The 18,806-nt window shown below is 63.9% G+C and carries 12 protein-coding genes; 3 read left to right on the top strand and 9 right to left on the bottom strand.

Features of this window, described 5'->3' with window-relative positions; translation table 11 throughout:
* The 9 genes from HY57_RS11395 to cmk form a co-directional block, all read right to left on the bottom strand.
* Positions 1-6,036: an alpha-2-macroglobulin family protein gene (locus HY57_RS11395; RefSeq protein ID WP_019466995.1), complete on the bottom strand. Its 6,036-nt coding sequence runs from the start codon at positions 6,034-6,036 to the stop codon at positions 1-3.
* 461 nt (positions 6,037-6,497) lie between these two features.
* Positions 6,498-7,370, bottom strand: coding sequence for a UTP--glucose-1-phosphate uridylyltransferase GalU (gene galU / locus HY57_RS11390; protein ID WP_019466994.1), 873 nt, complete (start codon positions 7,368-7,370; stop codon positions 6,498-6,500).
* Complete coding sequence (locus HY57_RS11385) at positions 7,371-9,266, bottom strand: polysaccharide biosynthesis protein (protein WP_026034221.1); 1,896 nt, start codon at positions 9,264-9,266, stop codon at positions 7,371-7,373.
* Complete coding sequence (locus HY57_RS11380; protein WP_019466992.1) at positions 9,253-10,284, bottom strand: MraY family glycosyltransferase; 1,032 nt, start codon at positions 10,282-10,284, stop codon at positions 9,253-9,255. The genes HY57_RS11385 and HY57_RS11380 overlap by 14 nt, the downstream gene beginning before the upstream one ends.
* A gap of 7 nt (positions 10,285-10,291) precedes the next feature.
* On the bottom strand, positions 10,292-11,467 hold the full coding sequence (lapB, locus tag HY57_RS11375; protein ID WP_019466991.1) for a lipopolysaccharide assembly protein LapB: 1,176 nt from the start codon (positions 11,465-11,467) through the stop codon (positions 10,292-10,294).
* Positions 11,464-11,733, bottom strand: a complete 270-nt coding sequence (locus tag HY57_RS11370; protein ID WP_019466990.1) for a lipopolysaccharide assembly protein LapA domain-containing protein — start codon at positions 11,731-11,733, stop codon at positions 11,464-11,466. The genes lapB and HY57_RS11370 overlap by 4 nt, the downstream gene beginning before the upstream one ends.
* 196 nt (positions 11,734-11,929) lie before the next feature.
* Positions 11,930-12,217, bottom strand: a complete 288-nt coding sequence (locus tag HY57_RS11365) for an integration host factor subunit beta (RefSeq protein ID WP_019466989.1) — start codon at positions 12,215-12,217, stop codon at positions 11,930-11,932.
* Between the two features lie 70 nt (positions 12,218-12,287).
* Complete coding sequence (rpsA, locus tag HY57_RS11360) at positions 12,288-13,961, bottom strand: 30S ribosomal protein S1 (RefSeq protein ID WP_019466988.1); 1,674 nt, start codon at positions 13,959-13,961, stop codon at positions 12,288-12,290.
* A 165-nt stretch (positions 13,962-14,126) separates the two neighbouring features.
* On the bottom strand, positions 14,127-14,807 hold the full coding sequence (gene cmk, locus HY57_RS11355; protein ID WP_026034220.1) for a (d)CMP kinase: 681 nt from the start codon (positions 14,805-14,807) through the stop codon (positions 14,127-14,129).
* A gap of 114 nt (positions 14,808-14,921) precedes the next feature.
* Here cmk and HY57_RS11350 point away from each other — a divergent pair, with 114 nt between their 5' ends.
* From HY57_RS11350 to HY57_RS11340, 3 genes are all read left to right on the top strand, one after another.
* The gene (locus HY57_RS11350) at positions 14,922-15,179 is read left to right on the top strand and encodes an acyl-CoA-binding protein (RefSeq protein ID WP_019466986.1); all 258 of its coding nucleotides are present in this window, start codon (positions 14,922-14,924) and stop codon (positions 15,177-15,179) included.
* Between the two features lie 255 nt (positions 15,180-15,434).
* On the top strand, positions 15,435-17,453 hold the full coding sequence (locus tag HY57_RS11345) for an NADPH-dependent 2,4-dienoyl-CoA reductase (protein WP_019466985.1): 2,019 nt from the start codon (positions 15,435-15,437) through the stop codon (positions 17,451-17,453).
* A gap of 356 nt (positions 17,454-17,809) precedes the next feature.
* Positions 17,810-18,706, top strand: coding sequence for a LysR family transcriptional regulator (locus HY57_RS11340; RefSeq protein WP_019466984.1), 897 nt, complete (start codon positions 17,810-17,812; stop codon positions 18,704-18,706).
* Positions 18,707-18,806 lie beyond the last annotated feature (100 nt).

The raw sequence follows: 18,806 nt of genomic DNA, 5'->3' as shown, positions 1-18,806 counted from the left end.
TCAAGGCTGACGGACAACCTCCAGCGTCTTGCCACCGGCCGTGCGCGCCTGGACGCGGCGGTCATACAAGGCTTCGCCATAGGCGGGCGGCACAATGAACTTGCCTGCATTGGTGGCCTTGATGCGGTAGACGAACTCACCAACGCTGGGCGTCGCCGAGCCATAGAGCACCACACGGTCTTCCCGAATGTCGGCATATTCCAGCGCCCAGCTTGACTGGCCCACGCCAATCGGCGAACGCCATGCACTGGCCTTCACCTCGCTGTCGCCACCGCCATCTTGGTGATCAACGCCATCCTGCTGCTGGTCCGTGACCGCCGGCGGCGGCTGGATCACCGGTTCGAAGCCGCCTGGCAGCAGGTCGACGATGGCGACATTGTCCAGACCGCGATCATCCGTGGCGCGGATCTTCAGGTGCACATCGATTTCCTGGCCGATGGTGACCTTGTCGATGGCCTTGCCGCTGGTGTCGGTGTAGTCGCGGGTGATCTCCAGCCCTTCCTTGATGGCCTTGGCCGGCTGGTCACGGTCATAGCCGCCCTGGCTCACCACGCGCCACGCCGGCAGCGTACTGTCGTTGGTGAAGCGCAGACGCCGGGCATCCGCGTTCCAACTGCCGGCCTGCAGCAGGTTGCCTTGCGGCGCGGCGATGGCCTTGACCGAACCGTCGGCCATCACCTGGTCGATGCGCAGCTTGTCGAGCTGCCCGTTGTTTTCCTGCGCGTAAGTATCAAGCGCCAGCAGCACCATCGACGAGGACAAGGTGTTGTACCAGCCGTACTGCAGCGGCTCGGTGATATTCTCCATCACGCGCGGCGGCAGTGCCTTCGCGCGATCGGGGAAATGCTTGCTCAGCAGGTACAGCGTGCTGGCGTCGCGGATCAGCGAGTCGTAGTAGTAACCATAGGTGTAGTCCTTGTCGGCCTTGCTGCGTTCGAGCAGCTTCTGCGGACCCGCGATGAGCTGCGCGGCCTGCTTGTCCTGCTTGAGCAACTGGTACGACGCCGCCAGCCAGGCCGCGGCCAGGTCGTTCTTCCACTGGTCGGGATAGGCATCCTGCAGGCGCTTTTGCACGGCAGCCAGGTCATTGGTGGTGACGTTGCCCTGGCGGGTCAGCAGGTACACCGCGTAAGCGCGCTGGCGCACCAGAGCCAGCCCGTCGAGGGTGTCGTCGCTGGCCAGCTGCTTGAGGTACTTGTTGCCGGCGTCGAACATGTCGCGCGGAATGTTCACGCCACGGTCGTGTGCCTCCAGCATGAAGTGCATGGCATAGGTGGACACGAACGGATTCGCATCCGGCGTGGCCGACCACAGGCCGAAGCCGCCCTGCCCGTTCTGGCGCGAATGCAGCACGTCGAGGAACTGCGACAGCGCCTCCTCGTTGGTGAGCTTCTTGCCGCCACTGACCGCCGGCTGCAGTGCATCGGCAAACACCTTGACCTGCGGCCACTTGGGCAGCACCAACCGCGGCATGGCCGCGCTGACGATCTGCTCGCTGCAGTAGTGCTGGAAGTTCACGAGGTAAGTGGTAAGGCCGCTCGACAGCGCCACCGGGATATTGGAGATGGCCGAATCACGCGAGGCGTACTCGCTGTACATGCGGCGCAGGTCCGGCTGGTCCTGCTTGCTGCCGGCATCCACACGGCCCACATCCACCTGCGTGCGATAGGCCGACGCCGGGCGCACCGACACGTCCACGCTCTGGTGCGCCGACTTGTCGCCGTAGCCGGCCGTGAAGCTGAGGTTGCCCGATCCCAATTTGTCGGTCGCCTTGACCCGGAAGGTCACCACGCCCTCGCGCATCTCGCCGAGGTTCAGGCTCTGCGTCGGCGTGCCGACGATCTGCAACTGAGGGCCGGTCTTCAGCACCACCGCTACCGGCACCTGCTTGCCGCCCAGCCCGGCAAGGTTATTGGCCACGCCTACGCTGACGTCAACCTCGTCGCCGGGTGCCAGCGTTGTCGGCACGTTCGGCGAGAGCACGAAATCACCGCGTACCGTCGTGCTGCCTTCGTAGGTGCCGATGCGTTCCTGCGACACGGCCACTGCCATCACACGAAGCTTGCCGTTGAAATAATCCGGCACCTGATAGGTGAAATCTTTCTCGCCGTTCACCTCGACAATGCCGGACCAGTAGGCTACCGGCTTGTCGCGCTTACGCTTGAACGGATTGAGCTGGCGACCGATGGCGGCATCCGCGTCACCACCAGGCGCGGCCATGGCCATCAGCTTCTCGAAGTCCGGCAGGATCAGGTCGAGGATCTGCGAGGTGCCCACTTCCAGCATGCGCTTGCGGAAGAAGAACTTCAGCGGATCGCCCAGCTTGTAGCGCGCGACCTGCAGGATGCCTTCGTCCACCGCGAACACCACAGCGTGCGTCGGCTGCGGGGCACTCAGCTTGAAGGTCACCGTCTCCCCCGGCTTCACCAGCGCCGGCGAATCCACCTTGATGCCGTTGCGGCGCGCATCCAGGTTCACCGAAAACGGAACCACGCCGTAGCTCAGCGGGCTCATGAAGATCTCGTCCGACGACGGATCGCGGATGTACTGCACGTTGATGTAGCCGTTGCCTTCGAAGTCCGCCGGCACGGTGATGTGCTGCACGGAGCTGCTGGTATCGGCATGGAACCAGGCGTGTGCGTAGACCTTGTCGCGCTCGATGGTGATCAGGCCGCTGCCGGCGTATGGCGCGCGGATGGCGATATCCACCGATTCGCCGGGTGCGTAGTCCTGCTTGCTCAGGTTGAGCTGCAGCTCCGCGTTGCGGTCCAGCGAACGGGACACATTGGCGGCGCCGGCCACCGAGTACTCCACGCGGTTCACTTCCACACCATCGCTGGCGCGCACAATGACCAGCGCGTAGTTACCCGGTTTGTCGGTCGGCAAGGCGTAGTCCATGCCGTTGGCAGGAAGTGTCAGCGCCTGCTCGTTGATCGGTACTTCCTTGAGCTTGGACTGGTACTTGTAGACACCCGAATCCTGCTTGGTCAGCACCGACAGGTAACGACGTTCGATCAGTCGCGCCTTCAGGTCATTCAGGGCAATCGAATGGGCGGTGTGATCAATGGCAACCAGATGCACGCTGCGCGTGGCATCGCGGTTGACGTAGTCGAGGTTGTCGACGGACTTGTAGCCCACCAGCCAGTCGTTGCTGGACACCAGCGTCTGCGCCGCGGCAGCGACGCTGCGACCGCCATCCGGCTCATAGGCCTTCGCCAGGAAGTACAGCTGGTAGGTCGCGTCCGCGTACTTCTTCAGATCGAAATTGAATTCGGCATGGCCCTTGTCGTCGGTCTTGCCGTCCTGCAGCTTGTCTTCGTAACCCTCCTTGGCGCGCTTCACATCATAGAAGTGATAGTCGGGCCAGCTGCGGAACGCCGGCCATGCCGGACGCAACGTGAGCGACGCCTCGACGCGGCGATCCGCCGCCGGCGTGCCGAACAGGTTCATCACGTCAACGATGCCCTTCACCTGGTCGGGCTTCACCCAGCCCTCGGGCACCTGCCCGGCCAGCTTGGCCTCGACCTTCATGCGATCGGGCAGGAACTCCTTCACCTGCACGGTGGTGCTGCCGATCTGCGCGCTGGCCTTGCCGTCCTTCACGATGTAAAGGTTCACCGTCCATGTGCCGGTAGGCGCCGTTTCAGCAGGCGCGTACTCGAGCTCGCCAAAACCGGAGGCATCCATCGACATCGGCAACTGTTTCACCGTCATACCGCGTGGATCGACGATCTCCGCCTGCAATGGCACGCCGACCACGCTGCGCGTCCAGCTGGCCGCGCGGACGATAAGCCCCACATGGAAGGTGTCGCCCGGCCGATAGATACCGCGATCCGAGAATAGATAGGCCGACAGCTGGCCCTCGTTCTGGGCGTTGCGCTCGCCGCCCACGTCGAAGCGCGAAAAGTCGAGCTTGCGTTCGTAGCTGGTGGAGCCGCCGATGGGCAGGAAGGACAGATCATCGCCCTTCTTCACCATGTAGAGCGTCGGTTGCTTCTCCCGCTCCAGGCCCTTCAGGGTAGGGAAATGCACCACGCCGTCGGCTGACGTCGTGTCGGTGAAGAGCGTTTGCCCGTTCACCGCCAGCACCGACACGGCGGCGCCAGCCACAGGCTGGCCGGTGTGGATGGACTGCACGAACACGTCCTGGCTACCGTCCAGCGAGCGCTTCACCAGCATGCCCAGGTCGGTGACCACGATGAGACGCGTGTCGGTGGGAACGGACGTGTCGCCATCGTCACCGTTGTCCGACATCTCGCCCTGCTCGTCGCCGCCCTCGTCGGACTCATCGCCGGACGTGTCGTGGGTAGGCGCGGCCTGCGGCTGGTTCTCCGCCGCCTTCTTCGCATCTTCCTTTTTCTTTTCCGCAGCGGCGTCGTAGCTGGACAGGTGCAGCAGAAAGACGCCGCGCTTGCCTTCCTTCAGGTACTGACCCAGGTCGACGCCCTCGTAGTGCGCCTTGGCCGGGTCGCCCTTGGGGAAGCTGCGCTTCTGTTCGAAGCGTTCGACGATGTGATCTTCGCTGAAGTCGTAACTCAATTCCGGGCGCGCATAAGTGCCCTGGTTGAAGCTGACCAGGTGCTGCAGCTGGTCCGGCAGGACGCGGCCCACTTCGATGCGCATGCCAGGCAGGTTGCGCGACACCACGGAGATACGCTTGCTGCCGGACATGGACAACAGCGAACCGTCGGCCATAAAGCGCAGCAGCCTGGGATAGTTGGGCACCGTGACCACGGTGGCATAGGCCTTGCCCAGCACGTAGCCGCCAAAGGACTTCAGCCCCTTGTCCACGCGCACATAGATACGTTGCCCGGGCGCCGCATGGAACCTGAAGCTCTGCACGGCTTCGTAGTCGTTCTCGGTCGGCACCATCTCCAGCTTCAACGACTGGCTTTGGCGCAACTCCGCTTCACCGACTTCGCCGGCGGACCAGTCGTAGGGCGGCGCATCTTCGCCCTGCTCCTCCCCGGCCTTGCGCGCGGGCAACACCCAGGCCTTGATCAGGCCACCGAGGTCGCTGTCGCGCACCGTGCCGCCGACGTTGACCAGCAGCACCTGCTCGGGCTCGTATTTTTCATTGTCGACCAGCGTCGGCTCGACGCTGTCGATGGTGAGGCTGTAGAGGCCCGGCACACGGATCTGCGTCTTGATCGCCTCGCCGGTACCGTCGCCACCACGCGCGCTGCGCACGCCCTTGGCGATCACGTAGGACACCGCGCCCTCGTCGCGCGGCAGCGAAAGCGGCTGCGAATGGATCCATGCATGCAGCTTGTACTGGTCGTAGGTGACCGTGTACTTCAATGCCGCATCGCTGTTGTCAGGCTGCTTCAGGCCCACGGCGATACGCTTTTCGAAATCAGCCGCATCGACTGGGTAATTGAACGTCACCGGCAGGATGGTTTTCTTGGCCGTGGCATCCTGCGGATCCTGGTAGAACTCGCCCTTCTCTGCCTTGGCTTCGAACGCCGGGATGTCGAACGCGAAGTGATCGTCGGCCATCAGCACGTGGCGCGCGAAGGCCGTGGCGACGTCAAAGCGCACCTGGAAGTGCTTGCCGACCGGCCAATCCTCGGCAGGTGCAAAGCGGAGCGTGTGGTCGTCGACCCAGCTCCACTGCCCCTTCATCGCCGGTTGCATGACGATTCCTGTCGTCACGGGCTTGCCGACCAGCTCGATCGGCGCGGCGGAACCGGAAAATGTCACCGTGAGCGGATGGATGACGAGGGGCTGCCGGGTGTAATCAGTGATCGGCGGCGCCTCCACGCTCAGCGTAACGCGGGACGGTTCGACCGGTTGGGGACGGTTCTTGTACCACTGCCATCCAAACCAGCCACCCGCCGCTAGCACGAGCAGGCCAACCAGCAGAGCGGCCGTCTGCGCGGGACGGCGCCTGATCCATCCACCGGTTGCGGGCAACCATGCCGGCGCGGCCCAGCTGACCTGGCCGATCAGCGGACGCAGGAGCAGCCCGATGACCGCCATAAGGCCGCGCAGCAGGCGCACGGGGAGCAGGAGCAGAAATCGCAGCAGATCCATGATGCTTTCCCGGTTTTCATCCAATGAACGCGGCGCCAGGCCGGCCCGGGGTGAAGCCAGGTGCAGCAAAGCGCCCGCCTCTTGCGAAGCGGACCCGACAACACTGGCTTACCCTGCAGACAGCTTGCTCGCCAAACATGGCGATGTGCTGCAGGGATTCTGACACGCTCGCGTCAAGGACGCATGCAGGCGCGTGGCAAACAAGAAAAACCTGACACCGAGGCGACGGATTCGAAAGGCTCCCGCAGCAGAGCAGGCCCCGAGTGTGCCAACGCAGGCTGGTCGCTTAGAGCCTGGTCACGATCTCCATCAAACCTCCTGCTTCCCACGTCATCCCCGCGAAAGCGGGGATCCAGCGCCTTTTGGCCTTGAGTACAACGGGAAAAGACGCTGGATTCCCGCTTTCGCGGGAATGATGGTGAGGAAAACCAGGTGCTAGAGCAAGATCTTGAACGGGTTGCTTAGAGCGTCGCCATGATCTCGCGCACGACGGGCGCGAGCTTCGGGTCCTGCATGGCCATGTGCATGGTGGCACGCACGAGGCCGGCCTTGTTGCCGCAATCGAAGCGGGTGCCTTCGAACCGGTAGGCAAGCACCTTGCCCTGCTCCTTGAGCAAGGCGTCGATGGCGTCGGTCAGCTGGATCTCGCCACCCGCACCCGGCGTGGTCTGCTCGAGCAGCTGGAAGATACGGCCGGGCAGCACATAGCGACCGACCACGGCGAGGTTCGACGGGGCGTCGGCCGGCTTGGGCTTCTCCACCATGTGGCGGATCTGCGCGCTGCGCTCATCCACCGGGGTGGCGTCGACGATGCCGTACTTGTCGGTATCGCTGTGCGGCACTTCTTCGACGGCGATGACGCCGGCATCCGTGGACTGGGCCAGTGCGGCCATCTGACCGAGCGCCCCCTTGCCCTTGTTCCAGATCAGGTCATCGGGAAGCACCACGCCAAACGGTTCGTCGCCCACCACGGGCTTGGCGCACAACACGGCGTGCCCCAGGCCCAAGGCTTCCGGCTGGGTCACGAAGACGGCGCGCACGTGCTTGGGCAGCGTACCCTGCACCAGTGCGAGCAATTCATCCTTGCCCTTTTCCTGAAGCTTGGCCTCCAGCTCATACGCCTTGTCGAAATAGTCGGCAATGGCGTGCTTGTAGCGATTGGTGACGAAGATCAGCGTATCAGCGCCCGCGTCTACAGCTTCGTCAACGGCATACTGGATCAGCGGGCGGTCCAACACCGGCAGCATCTCCTTGGCCACCACCTTGGTCGCGGGAAGGAAACGCGTGCCAAGACCAGCCACAGGGAACACCACCTTGCGCAACGGCTTGCTCACTTACTTTTCTCCTGATTCATTACGACGTAGTGCCACTACGTTATCGATCTGCACCGAATCGCTCCAGCGGAACGACGGCAGCAGGCTGGAAACGCACTGGCGCAGTGCTTCCTCGTCATAGGCGACGACGGCATCGGCCGCCTTCGCCATCTGGGCGTTGAGCAGATCCCACTTCACCGGACGATACTGCGCGAGGAAAATCTTCGCGTGCGTGGTTTCGATGTAGTTCTCGAGGGGGTGGAACAGCTCCTCGAACAACTTCTCGCCCGAACGCAGGCCGGTATAGACGATGGGGATTTCCGTACCCGGCTTGCGACCGGCCAGCCGGATCATCTGCTCGGCAAGATCGCGGATCTTGATCGGCTCACCCATGTCCAGCGCGAAAATCTCGCCGCCCTTGCCGATGCTGGCGGCCTGCAGGATCAGCTGGCAGGCCTCCGGAATGGTCATGAAATAGCGGGAGATTTCCGGGTGCGTAATGGTGACCGGGCCGCCATTGCGGATCTGCTCACGGAACAGCGGCACCACGGAACCGGCCGAATCGAGCACGTTGCCGAAACGCACCGTGATGAAGTGAGTGTTGGAATGCTCGTTGAGATTCTGGCACCAGATTTCCGCGAGGCGCTTGCAGGCGCCCATGACGCTGGTGGGGTTCACGGCCTTGTCGGTGGAAATCAGCACGAAGCACTCGACGTGATGCCTATCCGCCAGGTCGGCCACGTTGCGCGTAGCCAGCACGTTGTTGCGGACCGCCGCACGCACCTGGCCCTGCAGCATCGGCACGTGCTTGTAGGCCGCCGCATGGAACACGACCTGCGGCTTGTACTCGGTAAACAGCTTGCGCATGGCCGCCGCGTCGCCGCAATCGGCCAGCACGCCTTCAAAGATCAGCTCAGGATACTCGGCACGCAATTCCTGCGAGATCCGGTAAAGATTGAACTCGGTGTTGTCGACCACGCACAACGACTGTGCACCGAGGCGCGCCACCTGGCGGCACAGTTCCGAACCGATCGAACCGCCACCACCCGTCACCAGCACGCGGCGCCCGGTCAGCGTGACGCGGATGGCCGTCCAGTCGAGCTCGACCGTGTCACGGCCGAGCAGGTCCTCGATGGCGACTTCCTTGATCTCGTTGAAGTGCGCACGCCCGGAAACCACGTCTTCCAGCTTGGGCACGGTGCGATACGGCAACCCGCTCTGGTCGCACAGCTCGACCACGCGGCGCATCTCCTGGGTGGACGCACCGGGCATGGCGATGAGCAGCATCTGCACGGCGACTTCGCGCACGAGCTCGGGGATCTGGTCGATGCGGCCAAGCACCGGGCGGCCATTGATGCTGGCGCCGCGCAGGCTCTCCTTGTCATCGACGAAGCCCACCACCGTGAAGCCATTGTCCCGATGGAGGTCACGCGACAGGGCTTCGCCCGCGCGATCGGCACCGACGATGAGGACGCGCTGGGCGGGCTTGGCCTGGAACAGGTCGACCCGGCTGTCCTTCCAGAAACGGTAGGCCAGGCGCGGAGTACCCAGCAGCACCGACAGCACCACCGGATACAGCAGCAACACCGAGCGCGGCACGTCGGCCAGGCGGTTGTAGAGGATCAGCACGGCCGCAATGGCCAGGGTGCCGATGATGGCCGCGCGCAGGATGTTCCACAGGTCAGGCAGGCTGGCGAAGCGCCAGACGCCCTTGTAGAGGCCGGTCCAGCTAAGCACGGCGCCCTGCACCAGCAGGACAAGGGGAAATTCCAGCGCGTGGAAGTTGATCGCTGCGTTGTCGATCATCGCGTAGCGCAGGGCCTTGGCCACCCACCACGCCAGCGCAGCCATCAGCAGGTCGTGGAGCACCACGGCCGTTCGCGGATGAATGACACCGACCCATTTACGTAGCGACATGTCGACCTTTGTCCCATACGCGCCGCACACACCGGCGCTTCATGACGATCCAAACCGTGGTCGCTATCAGGTAAGTGCCGAAAAACAACGACACTGACCACATCGGCCTGGCCCATGCGAGGAAAGCGAGCGGCGCCGCCACCAACATGTTCCAGCCCAGATAGCACGCCCCCCCGGTGGCATGCGTGAATCCACTGCGTACCATCCATTGATACAGATGTTCGCGATGGGCAGTGTACCAACGCCGGCCACCGACCATACGGCGCAACAGGGTAAGACTAGCGTCCGCTACGAAAGATGAACTGAGAATCAGGGCCGGCCACAGGAGATGCCAGTCCGCCCGCCAAAGCAGCGCGGTCAGGGCAAAGACCAGCAAGCCCATAGTGCCGCTCCCCACATCTCCCATGAAAATGCGGGCCCGCGGCCGGTTGAACCACCAAAATCCCAGTGCGGCGGCCGCCAGGCAGGCCGCCGCCACAGCCAGGGCCGGCTGAACGGCTGCCCAAGCCAGCAACGCGAGCCCCAGGCCGACGAAGATCACCTGCTGGGCCAGCAGGCCATCGATGCCGTCCATGAAGTTGTGCAGGTTGATGCTCCACCCACCGGCAAGCATGAGCACCGGCACCCACCACCACGACATGCCCGTCAGGGCCAGCGACACGGCAAGCAAGCCTGCCGACAGCAACTGGATGCCAAACCGCGGCAGCACCGGCAGCGACGCATGGTCGTCCCACCACCCCACGGCTGCCACCAGGACAGTGCCGACGGCAAGAGCGCCGACCACGACAGGCGGCAACGGCCCCGGGAGCGCGGCGAGGCAAATGGGCATCGTCAGCAACACCGCCACGACGATGCCGATGCCGCCGCCGCGCGGCGTGGGAATGGTGTGCGAGCGGCGCTGCCCTGGCAGGTCCATCATGCCGCGGCGGTGCGCATAGGCAATCGCAGCCCGAACGACCACCAGCGCAATCAGCAACGTGGCCAGCACCATCCCTGTCGCCAGCGAAACGAAGCTCATCCGCGCCTCATTCGTTGGCCACGCCGTGGATGGGGCGGATCGTGCTCCAGCTCTTGCAGCTGGGGCACTGCCAGTGATGCGCTTTGGCGCCAAAACCGCAGCGGCTGCAGCGGTACATGGCCTGGCCTTCCAGCAGCTTCTTGGTCAGGTCGCGCAGGATCAGGAAGTTTTCGCGCGCCTCGCCTTCCATCTTGTCCATGGTGGCGTCGATCAGGGCCATGAGGCCTCGAACGGACGGACGCTGGCGAAGCTGGGACGTAAGGAACTCCACCGCGGTGCGTTCGCCATCGCGCTGCTGGTACAGGCGGGTCAGTGCAAGCACCGGCGATATGCCGTGATAGCGCTCGAGGATGTCCCGCAGGAAATGCTCGGCATGCTCCATCTGTTGCGAACGCGCGTAGCTGTTGAGCAACGGCGGCAGGATTTCGGGAACGAATGCGATATCCGCCTCGACGGCATGCTCATAGGCCTTCGCAGCATCCGCATGCTGGCCTTCTTCGGCATAGAGGCGTCCGGTCAGCATGAAGGCGCGCACGCAATCGGGCTGGCACGCGAACGCCTGGCGCAGGTATTCACGCGCGTCCTGGCGGGCACCATGCTGACGGGATTGCTCGGCCAGCTCGCAATAGAACTGCGCGATCATCCCGGCTTCGTCTTCGCCGGTCATGGCCTCTAAGCGGCGTGCATGTTCAATCGCCTTGTGCCAGTCGCGCTCGTGTTGATAGATGGCGATGAGGTGGCGCAGTGCGGATGGCGCATGCGCGTCCATCGCCACCAGATCGGAGAACAGCGTTTCGGCGCGATCAAGCAGGCCGGCGCGCATGTAGTCCTCGCCCAGCTCGAGCAGGGCCACGGTCTTCATAGCGTCCGAAAGACCGGGGCGCGAAACCAGATGCTGGTGCAGGCGGATGGCACGGTCCACCTCACCCCGGCGACGGAACAGGTTGCCTAACGCTAAGTGCGTTTCCACCGTGTCGCGGTTGTATTCGGCCAGCTTGAGGAACACCTCGATGGCCTTGTCCTGCTCTTCATTGAGCAGGTAGTTCAGGCCACGGAAGTAGTCCGAGGAAAGCTCGCTGACCTGGGCACCCGACCGCCGCACGCCAGCCCGCCGGGCCGTCCACCAGCCGCTGGCAAATGCTGCAGGTACCAACAGGATGAGTACGTAGAGAAGCGCGCTCATGCACCAGCCGGAGACGTTTTGGCCTTGCCGCCGGCCTTTCCGGCGGCTTTGCGACGCAGGCGCTGCTGCCTGGCGCTGACACCCAGCCATGCGGTGAGCCCGCCGAGCAACCAGCCGATCACCAGCGCCACCAGGAGAGCCGCCCCCTTGGGCAGCGAAAAATGCACAAAGCCCAGGTCATAGGCGACCAGGTCGGCATTCAGCGCACCGAGGACAATGCCCACGGCGACAAAGAGCAGGAGAACCAGCGTAACGATCAGGCGCATAGGTGCGACTTTAACCGATTGCCCGAGACCGTCACAGGCGGGGCGTATGGTGCCCTTCAGAAACCGGGCGACAAGTCCTGGTCTGCCGCGCCCTGTCCGCCGCAAGAACCTGCTGCAGGCAAAAAAGAAGGCAGGATCGACTCATCGCCGCCTGCCTTCCGAAAGTACTCCGAGGTGCCACCCGCGTAAGCAGGTCTCACTCCAGATTCAAGTTGACGCGCTCACGCAGTTCCTTGCCTGGCTTGAAGTGCGGGACATGCTTGCCCGGCAGTGCCACTGCGTCGCCCGTCTTGGGATTACGGCCCATGCGCGGCGGACGGTAATGCAGCGCAAAGCTGCCGAAACCGCGAACCTCGATGCGCTCGCCATTGGACAGGGCATGGCTCATCTGCTCGATCACGCTCTTGACCGCCAGCTCCACGTCGGCGAACGCGAGGTGGGTCTGACGCCGTGCCAGCGCCTCAATCAATTCGGATTTGGTCATGGGTCCCCAATGTCCGTGACGTGAAACCGCGGGGCGGCCGAGCGCCGCCCCGCATTCCTGCTGCTACTGCTTAGTCAGCCTTGTTGAGCTGCTCCTTGAGCAGCGCACCGAGCTTCGTCGTGCCGCCGGAGGCGTTCGAGTACTCGGCCATGGCATCGTGCAGTTCTTCTTCGTCCTTCGCGCGGATCGACAGCTGCAGCTGGCGGCCCTTACGGTCCATGCCGGTGAACTTGGCTTCGACCTTGTCGCCCACCTTCAGATGCTGCGTGGCATCGTCGATGCGCTCCTTGGCGATGTCGTTGGCGCGCAGGTAACCCTCGACGCCCTCGCCCAGATCGATCACGGCGCCCTTGGCGTCCACTTCCTTCACGACACCGTTGACGATGGTGCCGCGCGGGTTGGTGGCCATGAACTGACCGAACGGATCCTGCTCCATCTGCTTGATGCCGAGGGAGATGCGCTCGCGCTCCGGATCCACGGCCAGCACCACGGCTTCGATCTCGTCGCCCTTCTTGAAGTTGCGAACGAGGTCTTCGCCGGAAGCCTGCCAGGAGATGTCGGACAGGTGGACCAGACCGTCGATGCCGCCGTCCAGGCCGATGAAGATGCCAAAGTCGGTGATCGACTTGATCTGACCGGACACCTTGTCGCCCTTCTTGTGCATGGCGGCGAAAGCTTCCCACGGGTTCGAGCGGGTCTGCTTGATACCCAGCGAGATGCGGCGACGCTCTTCATCCACGTCCAGCACCATCACTTCGGTCTCGTCGCCGACCTGCACGACCTTGGCCGGGTTGACGTTCTTGTTGGTCCAGTCCATTTCGGACACGTGGACCAGGCCTTCCACGCCCGGCTCGATCTCAACGAAGCAGCCGTAATCGGTGACGTTGGAGACCTTGCCGAACAGGCGGCTGCCGACCGGGTAGCGGCGGGCGATGGCGACCCACGGATCGTCACCCAGCTGCTTGAGGCCCAGCGACACGCGGTTGCGCTCGCGGTCGTACTTCAGCACGCGGACGTCCAGCTCGTCGCCGACGTTGACGACTTCGGACGGATGACGCACGCGCTTCCATGCCATGTCGGTGATGTGCAGCAGGCCGTCGATGCCGCCCAGATCCACGAACGCGCCGTAGTCGGTGAGGTTCTTGACCGTGCCCTTGACCACTGCGCCTTCGGTCAGGCGCTCCAGCAGCTTCTCGCGCTCCTCGGAGAACTCGGTCTCGACGACGGCGCGGCGGCTGACCACAACGTTGTTGCGCTTGCGGTCGAGCTTGATGATCTTGAACTCGAGGTCCTTGCCTTCCAGGTAGACCGGATCGCGGACCGGACGCACGTCGACCAGCGAGCCCGGCAGGAATGCGCGGACGTCCTTGATGTCGACGGTGAAGCCGCCCTTGACCTTGCCGGAGATCTTGCCGGTGATGGTCTCTTCCTTGTCGAAGGCCTGCTCGAGGTCGTCCCACACCATGGAACGCTTGGCCTTCTCACGGGAGAGCTTGGTCTCGCCGAAGCCGTCTTCCAGGGCGTCGAGGGCAACCTTCACCTCGTCGCCGACCTGCACTTCCAGCTCTCCGCTCTCGTCCTTGAACTGCTCGATCGGGACGATGCCTTCGCTCTTCAGGCCAGCGTTGATCACGACGACATCGTTGCGGATTTCCACAACGATACCGGTGACGATCGCGCCCGGCTTCAGCTTGGAGATAGCCTGTTGGCTCTGTTCAAACAGCTCGGCAAAACTTTCAGTCATGTTGATTCCAGAAATGAGAAAAGGCCTTAGGTCCTTGTGCGCACCTGTGTGAACGGCGCACGGACGGTCGGCCCACCGGTTATGGGTGTCGCGGGAAACATCCCTTGGCACCGTTGACCAATATCCCCCGCCAAGGCGGGGGCGCCAAAAGCCATCAGCAGCCCATCAGGACTGCACGACAGCCAATACTTTCGCGACGACATCGCCGATGCCCATGCCGGTGGTATCGATGAAAACCGCATCCGCGGCCGGCTTGAGCGGCGCAACAGTCCGTGAGGCATCACGGGCGTCGCGCGCTTCGATCTCGTGCTGAAGGGTAGCAAGTGTAACGCTCAGCCCCTTTTCCTTCAACTGCTTATAGCGCCTTTTCGCCCTTTCGGCAGCGCTGGCCGTAAGGAATACCTTGAACGGGGCATCGGGGAAGATCACCGTGCCCATATCCCGACCGTCGGCGACCAGGCCGGGCGCCTTGCGGAAAGCCAGCTGCATATCCACAAGTGCTTGACGTACCGAGGGAATCGAGGCAATCGCGGAGGCCGCGGCACCGGCCGTTTCCGTACGCAGTTCGTCCGTGGCGTCATGGCCGTTCACCAGCACATGGGTGTCGTTGCCGTCGGTGGCCGCCTGGAAGCGGATCTTGGTGGTCTGGGCGCAGCGGGTCATGGCGTCCACATCGGACAGATCCAGCCCTTCCATGCCGGCCGCATAGCCCACCGCGCGGTAAAGGGCACCCGAATCCAGCAGTCGCCAGCCCAGCTTCTCAGCCACCATGCGACTGATGGTGCCCTTGCCCGACCCCGAGGGTCCGTCGATGGTTAGTACAGGGACGGATGGGGACGAGGTCATAGGGACTCCTGACGGGGGCGAAAGAAAACGCATATGCTATCGCGTTGGTCCTCGCACGGAACGCGGTGTGTCCACCCACCTTTTACAGTCCGTCAGACCATGCACGTCCACACCATGACCGATCTGCGTCGCGAATTCGAACAGGCCGCCGAAGACATCCAGCAGCTTGGCCAGCGACCGGACAACGACACCCTGCTCAAGCTCTACGCCCTTTACAAACAGGGCTCCGAGGGCGACGTCCACGGCGAACAGCCGGGCTTTTTCGACTTCGTCGGCACGGCCAAGTACGAGGCGTGGGCGCATCTGCGCGGCGTGTCCGAGGACGAGGCCATGCATCGCTATATCGAACTCGTGCAGGATTTGCTGGGCTGAAGCGCCCAGTCCGCTCGACGCATTTTCGTCGCCTAGCCCACCAAGGCAGGCACCATCCAAGTCACCTCACCGTCATCCCCGCGAAGGCGGGGATCCAGCGACTTTCGCCTTGTACCTGACGTAAAGGCACTGGATCCCGGCCTTCGCCGGGATGACGGTGAGGGAATCCAGCCTCCACGCAACGCGCGGCTCTTGCATTCAAACGCCCTCCGCAGGCACATTCATACGATCGTTTGAACCTCGTCGGCGGTCCGCATGAACTTCCCGCATCTGTTCTCCCCGCTCGACCTGGGGCACACCACCCTGCCCAACCGCATCCTGATGGGCTCGATGCACACGGGCCTGGAGGACAAGTCCAGCGACTACGACAAGCTCGCGGCCTACTTTGCGGAGCGCGCACGCGGCGGCGTCGGCCTGATGGTCACGGGCGGTATCGCGCCCAGCGTCCAGGGCTGGCTGAAGCCCTTCGGCGGGCGGCTCTCCATGCCCTGGCACGTGGCGCGCCACCGCAAGCTCACGCGCGCCGTGCATGCCGAGGGCGGCAAGCTGTGTATGCAGATCCTGCACGCAGGACGCTACGGCTATCACCCCCTGTCGGTGGCACCGTCGAAGATCAAGTCACCGATCACCCCATTCACGCCGCGCGCGCTTTCCTCGGGCGGCGTCGAGCGCACCATCCGTGACTTCGTGCGCTGCGCGAAACTGGCGCAGGACGCCGGTTACGACGGCGTCGAAGTGATGGGTTCGGAAGGCTATCTGATCAACCAGTTCCTTACCGCGCGCACCAACCAGCGCAACGACGTGTGGGGTGGCGATGCCGCGAAGCGCATGCGCTTTCCCGTGGAAATCGTGCGGCGCACGCGCGAAGCGGTGGGCCGCGACTTCATCATCATCTATCGCCTGTCGATGCTCGATCTGGTGGAAAACGGCCAGGACTGGAGCGAGATCGTCGCGCTGGGCAAGGCCATCGAGGCCGCCGGCGCCAGCATCATCAACACCGGCATCGGCTGGCATGAGGCACGCATTCCCACCATCGTGACCAGCGTGCCGCGGGCGGGCTTCGCTTGGGTCACCAAGAAGCTCAAGGGCGAGGTGTCGATCCCGCTGATCACCACCAACCGCATCAACATGCCGGATGTGGCCGAACAGCTGCTTGCCGCAGGCGAAGCCGACATGGTGTCGATTGCGCGCCCCTTGTTGGCCGATCCGGAATGGGCCAACAAGGCCAGGGCGGGACGCAGCGAGCGCATCAACACCTGCATTGCCTGCAACCAGGCCTGCCTGGACCACGTATTCAAGAACCAGCGCGCGAGTTGCCTGCTCAATCCACGCGCCTGCCACGAAACCGAACTGCGCATCGAACCCACCAAGGCTCGCAAGAAGATCGCCGTGGTCGGTGCCGGCCCCGCCGGCCTCGCGTGCGCCAGCACGCTGGCCGAACGCGGCCACGCCGTGACGCTGATCGACCAGGCTAGCGAGATCGGCGGCCAGTTCAACTACGCCAAGCGCATCCCGGGCAAGGAAGAATTCCACGAGACACTGCGCTATTTCCGCCACCGCCTGGACGACGCCGGCGTGACGGTGAAGCTGGGTCAGGCAGCCCATGTCTCCACCCTCGCCAGCGATGGCCACGACGAAGTCGTCGTCGCCACCGGCATCACGCCCCGCCGCGTGCACTTCCCCGGCAGCGATGACCCGCGCGTACTGAGCTACCTCGACGTGTTGGCGCACGGCAAGCCGGTAGGCCAGCGCGTGGCCATCATCGGTGCCGGTGGCATCGGCTTCGACGTGGCGGAATTCCTGGTCGAGCACCAGCCTTCGGCCACGCTGGATGTATCCCGCTGGACGCGCGAATGGGGCGTGGACATGCAGCTGGCATCGCGTGGCGGCCTGGCCCCGGCTGCGCCGGAGGCCCCTTCGCGGCAGGTGTGGTTGCTGCAGCGTTCCGAAGGCCGCCCCGGTGCCCGCCTGAACAAGACCACGGGCTGGGTGCATCGCGCCACGCTCAAGGCCAAGCGCGTCAGCATGCTCGGCGGGGTGAGCTATGAACGCTTCGACGATGAAGGGCTGCACATCACGGTCGATGGCCAGTCGCAGGTGCTGCCGGTGGACAACGTGATCATCTGCGCCGGCCAGGAGCCGAACCGTGGACTGGCCGATGCGCTCACCGCCGCCGGCATCAAGACCCACATCATCGGTGGCGCGGACGTGGCCGCCGAGCTGGACGCCAAGCGAGCCATCGACCAGGGGACCCGGCTGGCCGCTACCCTCTGACCGCAATGCTCTTGTGGGAGCGCACCCTGTGCGCGACTGCCGCACCGTCAATGTATCCGGCCGTCGCGCACAGGGTGCGCCCCACCACTTAATTCCTTGATCCCAAACGACAACGCCCGGCGCTAGGCCGGGCGTTGTGCTGAAAAAGGAAGCGCCCCGCTGGGCGACGCGTCGATATGGGTCAGGGGGGAGGAAGACCAGATATCGCGGGGATAGCGTCGCAGCGGGGCGAGGGTCGCCGGCACCTGGGGGGAGGGGACGGTGCCGGGACGGAAGAAATAATATGATCGACGAGTTATAGAAACAAATATATATTTGGAGTCCTACTTATTCGAAAAACGTCTTAAAGCTCCAAAATGTTCGACTTCCGTCAGCTTCGTTACTTTGTAACGGTCGCCGAGGAGCTCAGCTTCACGCGGGCGGCCCAGCGCCTGTACATCTCCCAGCCTCCACTTTCCCAGCAGATTCAAGCCCTTGAGAATGACCTCGGGGTCCGTTTGCTGGAGCGGAACAAGCGCAACGTCTCGCTGACCGAACCCGGCAAGCTGTTCCTTGAGCAAGCGCGCCAGATTCTGGACAAGGCCGAGGAGGCCCGGGCCCAGATGGCTGATGCAGCCACCGGCTTCAGCGGCAAGCTGCGCCTGGCCTACACGGTGTCGGTCACCTTCCACCCCGCCCTGCCCCAGACCCTGCTGCGCTACCGCAGCTTCGCGCCGCAGGTGCGCCTGATGCTCTGCGAGATGTACACCGAGCAGCAGTACGCCGCCCTGGTCGCTGGCGAACTCGACGTCGGTTTCGTCCGTGACGAGCCGGAGCATCCCGGTATGGCGAGGCAACTGCGGTTGGACGTGATCGATCGCGAACCCCTGCTGCTCGCCCTGCCCGCCAATCACCCCCTGGCTGGCCGAGACAGCATCTGGTTGCGCGAGGTGGCCATGGAGGCCTTCATCGTGCAGCCGCGCGAACTGGCAGCCACCCTGTACGACCGCCTGGCGCAGATCGCGGCCAAGGCCAACTTTCACCCCCTGATCCGCCAGCACGCCCAGCAGATCAACGGCCTGCTGGTGCTCGTGGCCGCGGGCATGGGGTTGGCGCTGGTGCCGGCGTCCATGCGCTCCGTGAACCTGCCCGGCGTGAAGTATCTTGAGCTGGAAGATCCGGACGCCTATATGCTGCTGGCGCTGGCCAGCCGTATCGACGACCCCAATCCGGTGGTCCGCCGCTTCCTGAGCGCCATGACCGAGCCTGAATGAGTGGCGGTCTCATCCTGTGTGAACGGCCAATTGCGCAATCGATCCAAGGACTTGTATGGCGTCTACAAACTGTTTATGATTGCCGTCTTGTCTTTTTTCT

The sequence above is a fragment of the Dyella japonica A8 genome (assembly GCF_000725385.1).
In the GTDB taxonomy this organism is placed as follows: Bacteria; Pseudomonadota; Gammaproteobacteria; order Xanthomonadales; family Rhodanobacteraceae; genus Dyella; species Dyella japonica_C.
The sequence above is the reverse complement of the archived record's forward strand: the minus strand, read 5'-3'. Positions and strand labels throughout refer to the sequence as shown.

Coding starts and splice junctions, on each gene's coding strand:
- HY57_RS11395 (WP_019466995.1), bottom strand. CDS start 6,036: ATGGATCTGCTGCGATTTCTGCTCCTGCTCCCCGTGCGCCTGCTGCGC.
- HY57_RS11385 (WP_026034221.1), bottom strand. CDS start 9,266: ATGTCGCTACGTAAATGGGTCGGTGTCATTCATCCGCGAACGGCCGTG.
- HY57_RS11380 (WP_019466992.1), bottom strand. CDS start 10,284: ATGAGCTTCGTTTCGCTGGCGACAGGGATGGTGCTGGCCACGTTGCTG.
- lapB (WP_019466991.1), bottom strand. CDS start 11,467: ATGAGCGCGCTTCTCTACGTACTCATCCTGTTGGTACCTGCAGCATTT.
- HY57_RS11370 (WP_019466990.1), bottom strand. CDS start 11,733: ATGCGCCTGATCGTTACGCTGGTTCTCCTGCTCTTTGTCGCCGTGGGC.
- HY57_RS11365 (WP_019466989.1), bottom strand. CDS start 12,217: ATGACCAAATCCGAATTGATTGAGGCGCTGGCACGGCGTCAGACCCAC.
- rpsA (WP_019466988.1), bottom strand. CDS start 13,961: ATGACTGAAAGTTTTGCCGAGCTGTTTGAACAGAGCCAACAGGCTATC.
- cmk (WP_026034220.1), bottom strand. CDS start 14,807: ATGACCTCGTCCCCATCCGTCCCTGTACTAACCATCGACGGACCCTCG.
- HY57_RS11350 (WP_019466986.1), top strand. CDS start 14,922: ATGACCGATCTGCGTCGCGAATTCGAACAGGCCGCCGAAGACATCCAG.
- HY57_RS11345 (WP_019466985.1), top strand. CDS start 15,435: ATGAACTTCCCGCATCTGTTCTCCCCGCTCGACCTGGGGCACACCACC.
- HY57_RS11340 (WP_019466984.1), top strand. CDS start 17,810: ATGTTCGACTTCCGTCAGCTTCGTTACTTTGTAACGGTCGCCGAGGAG.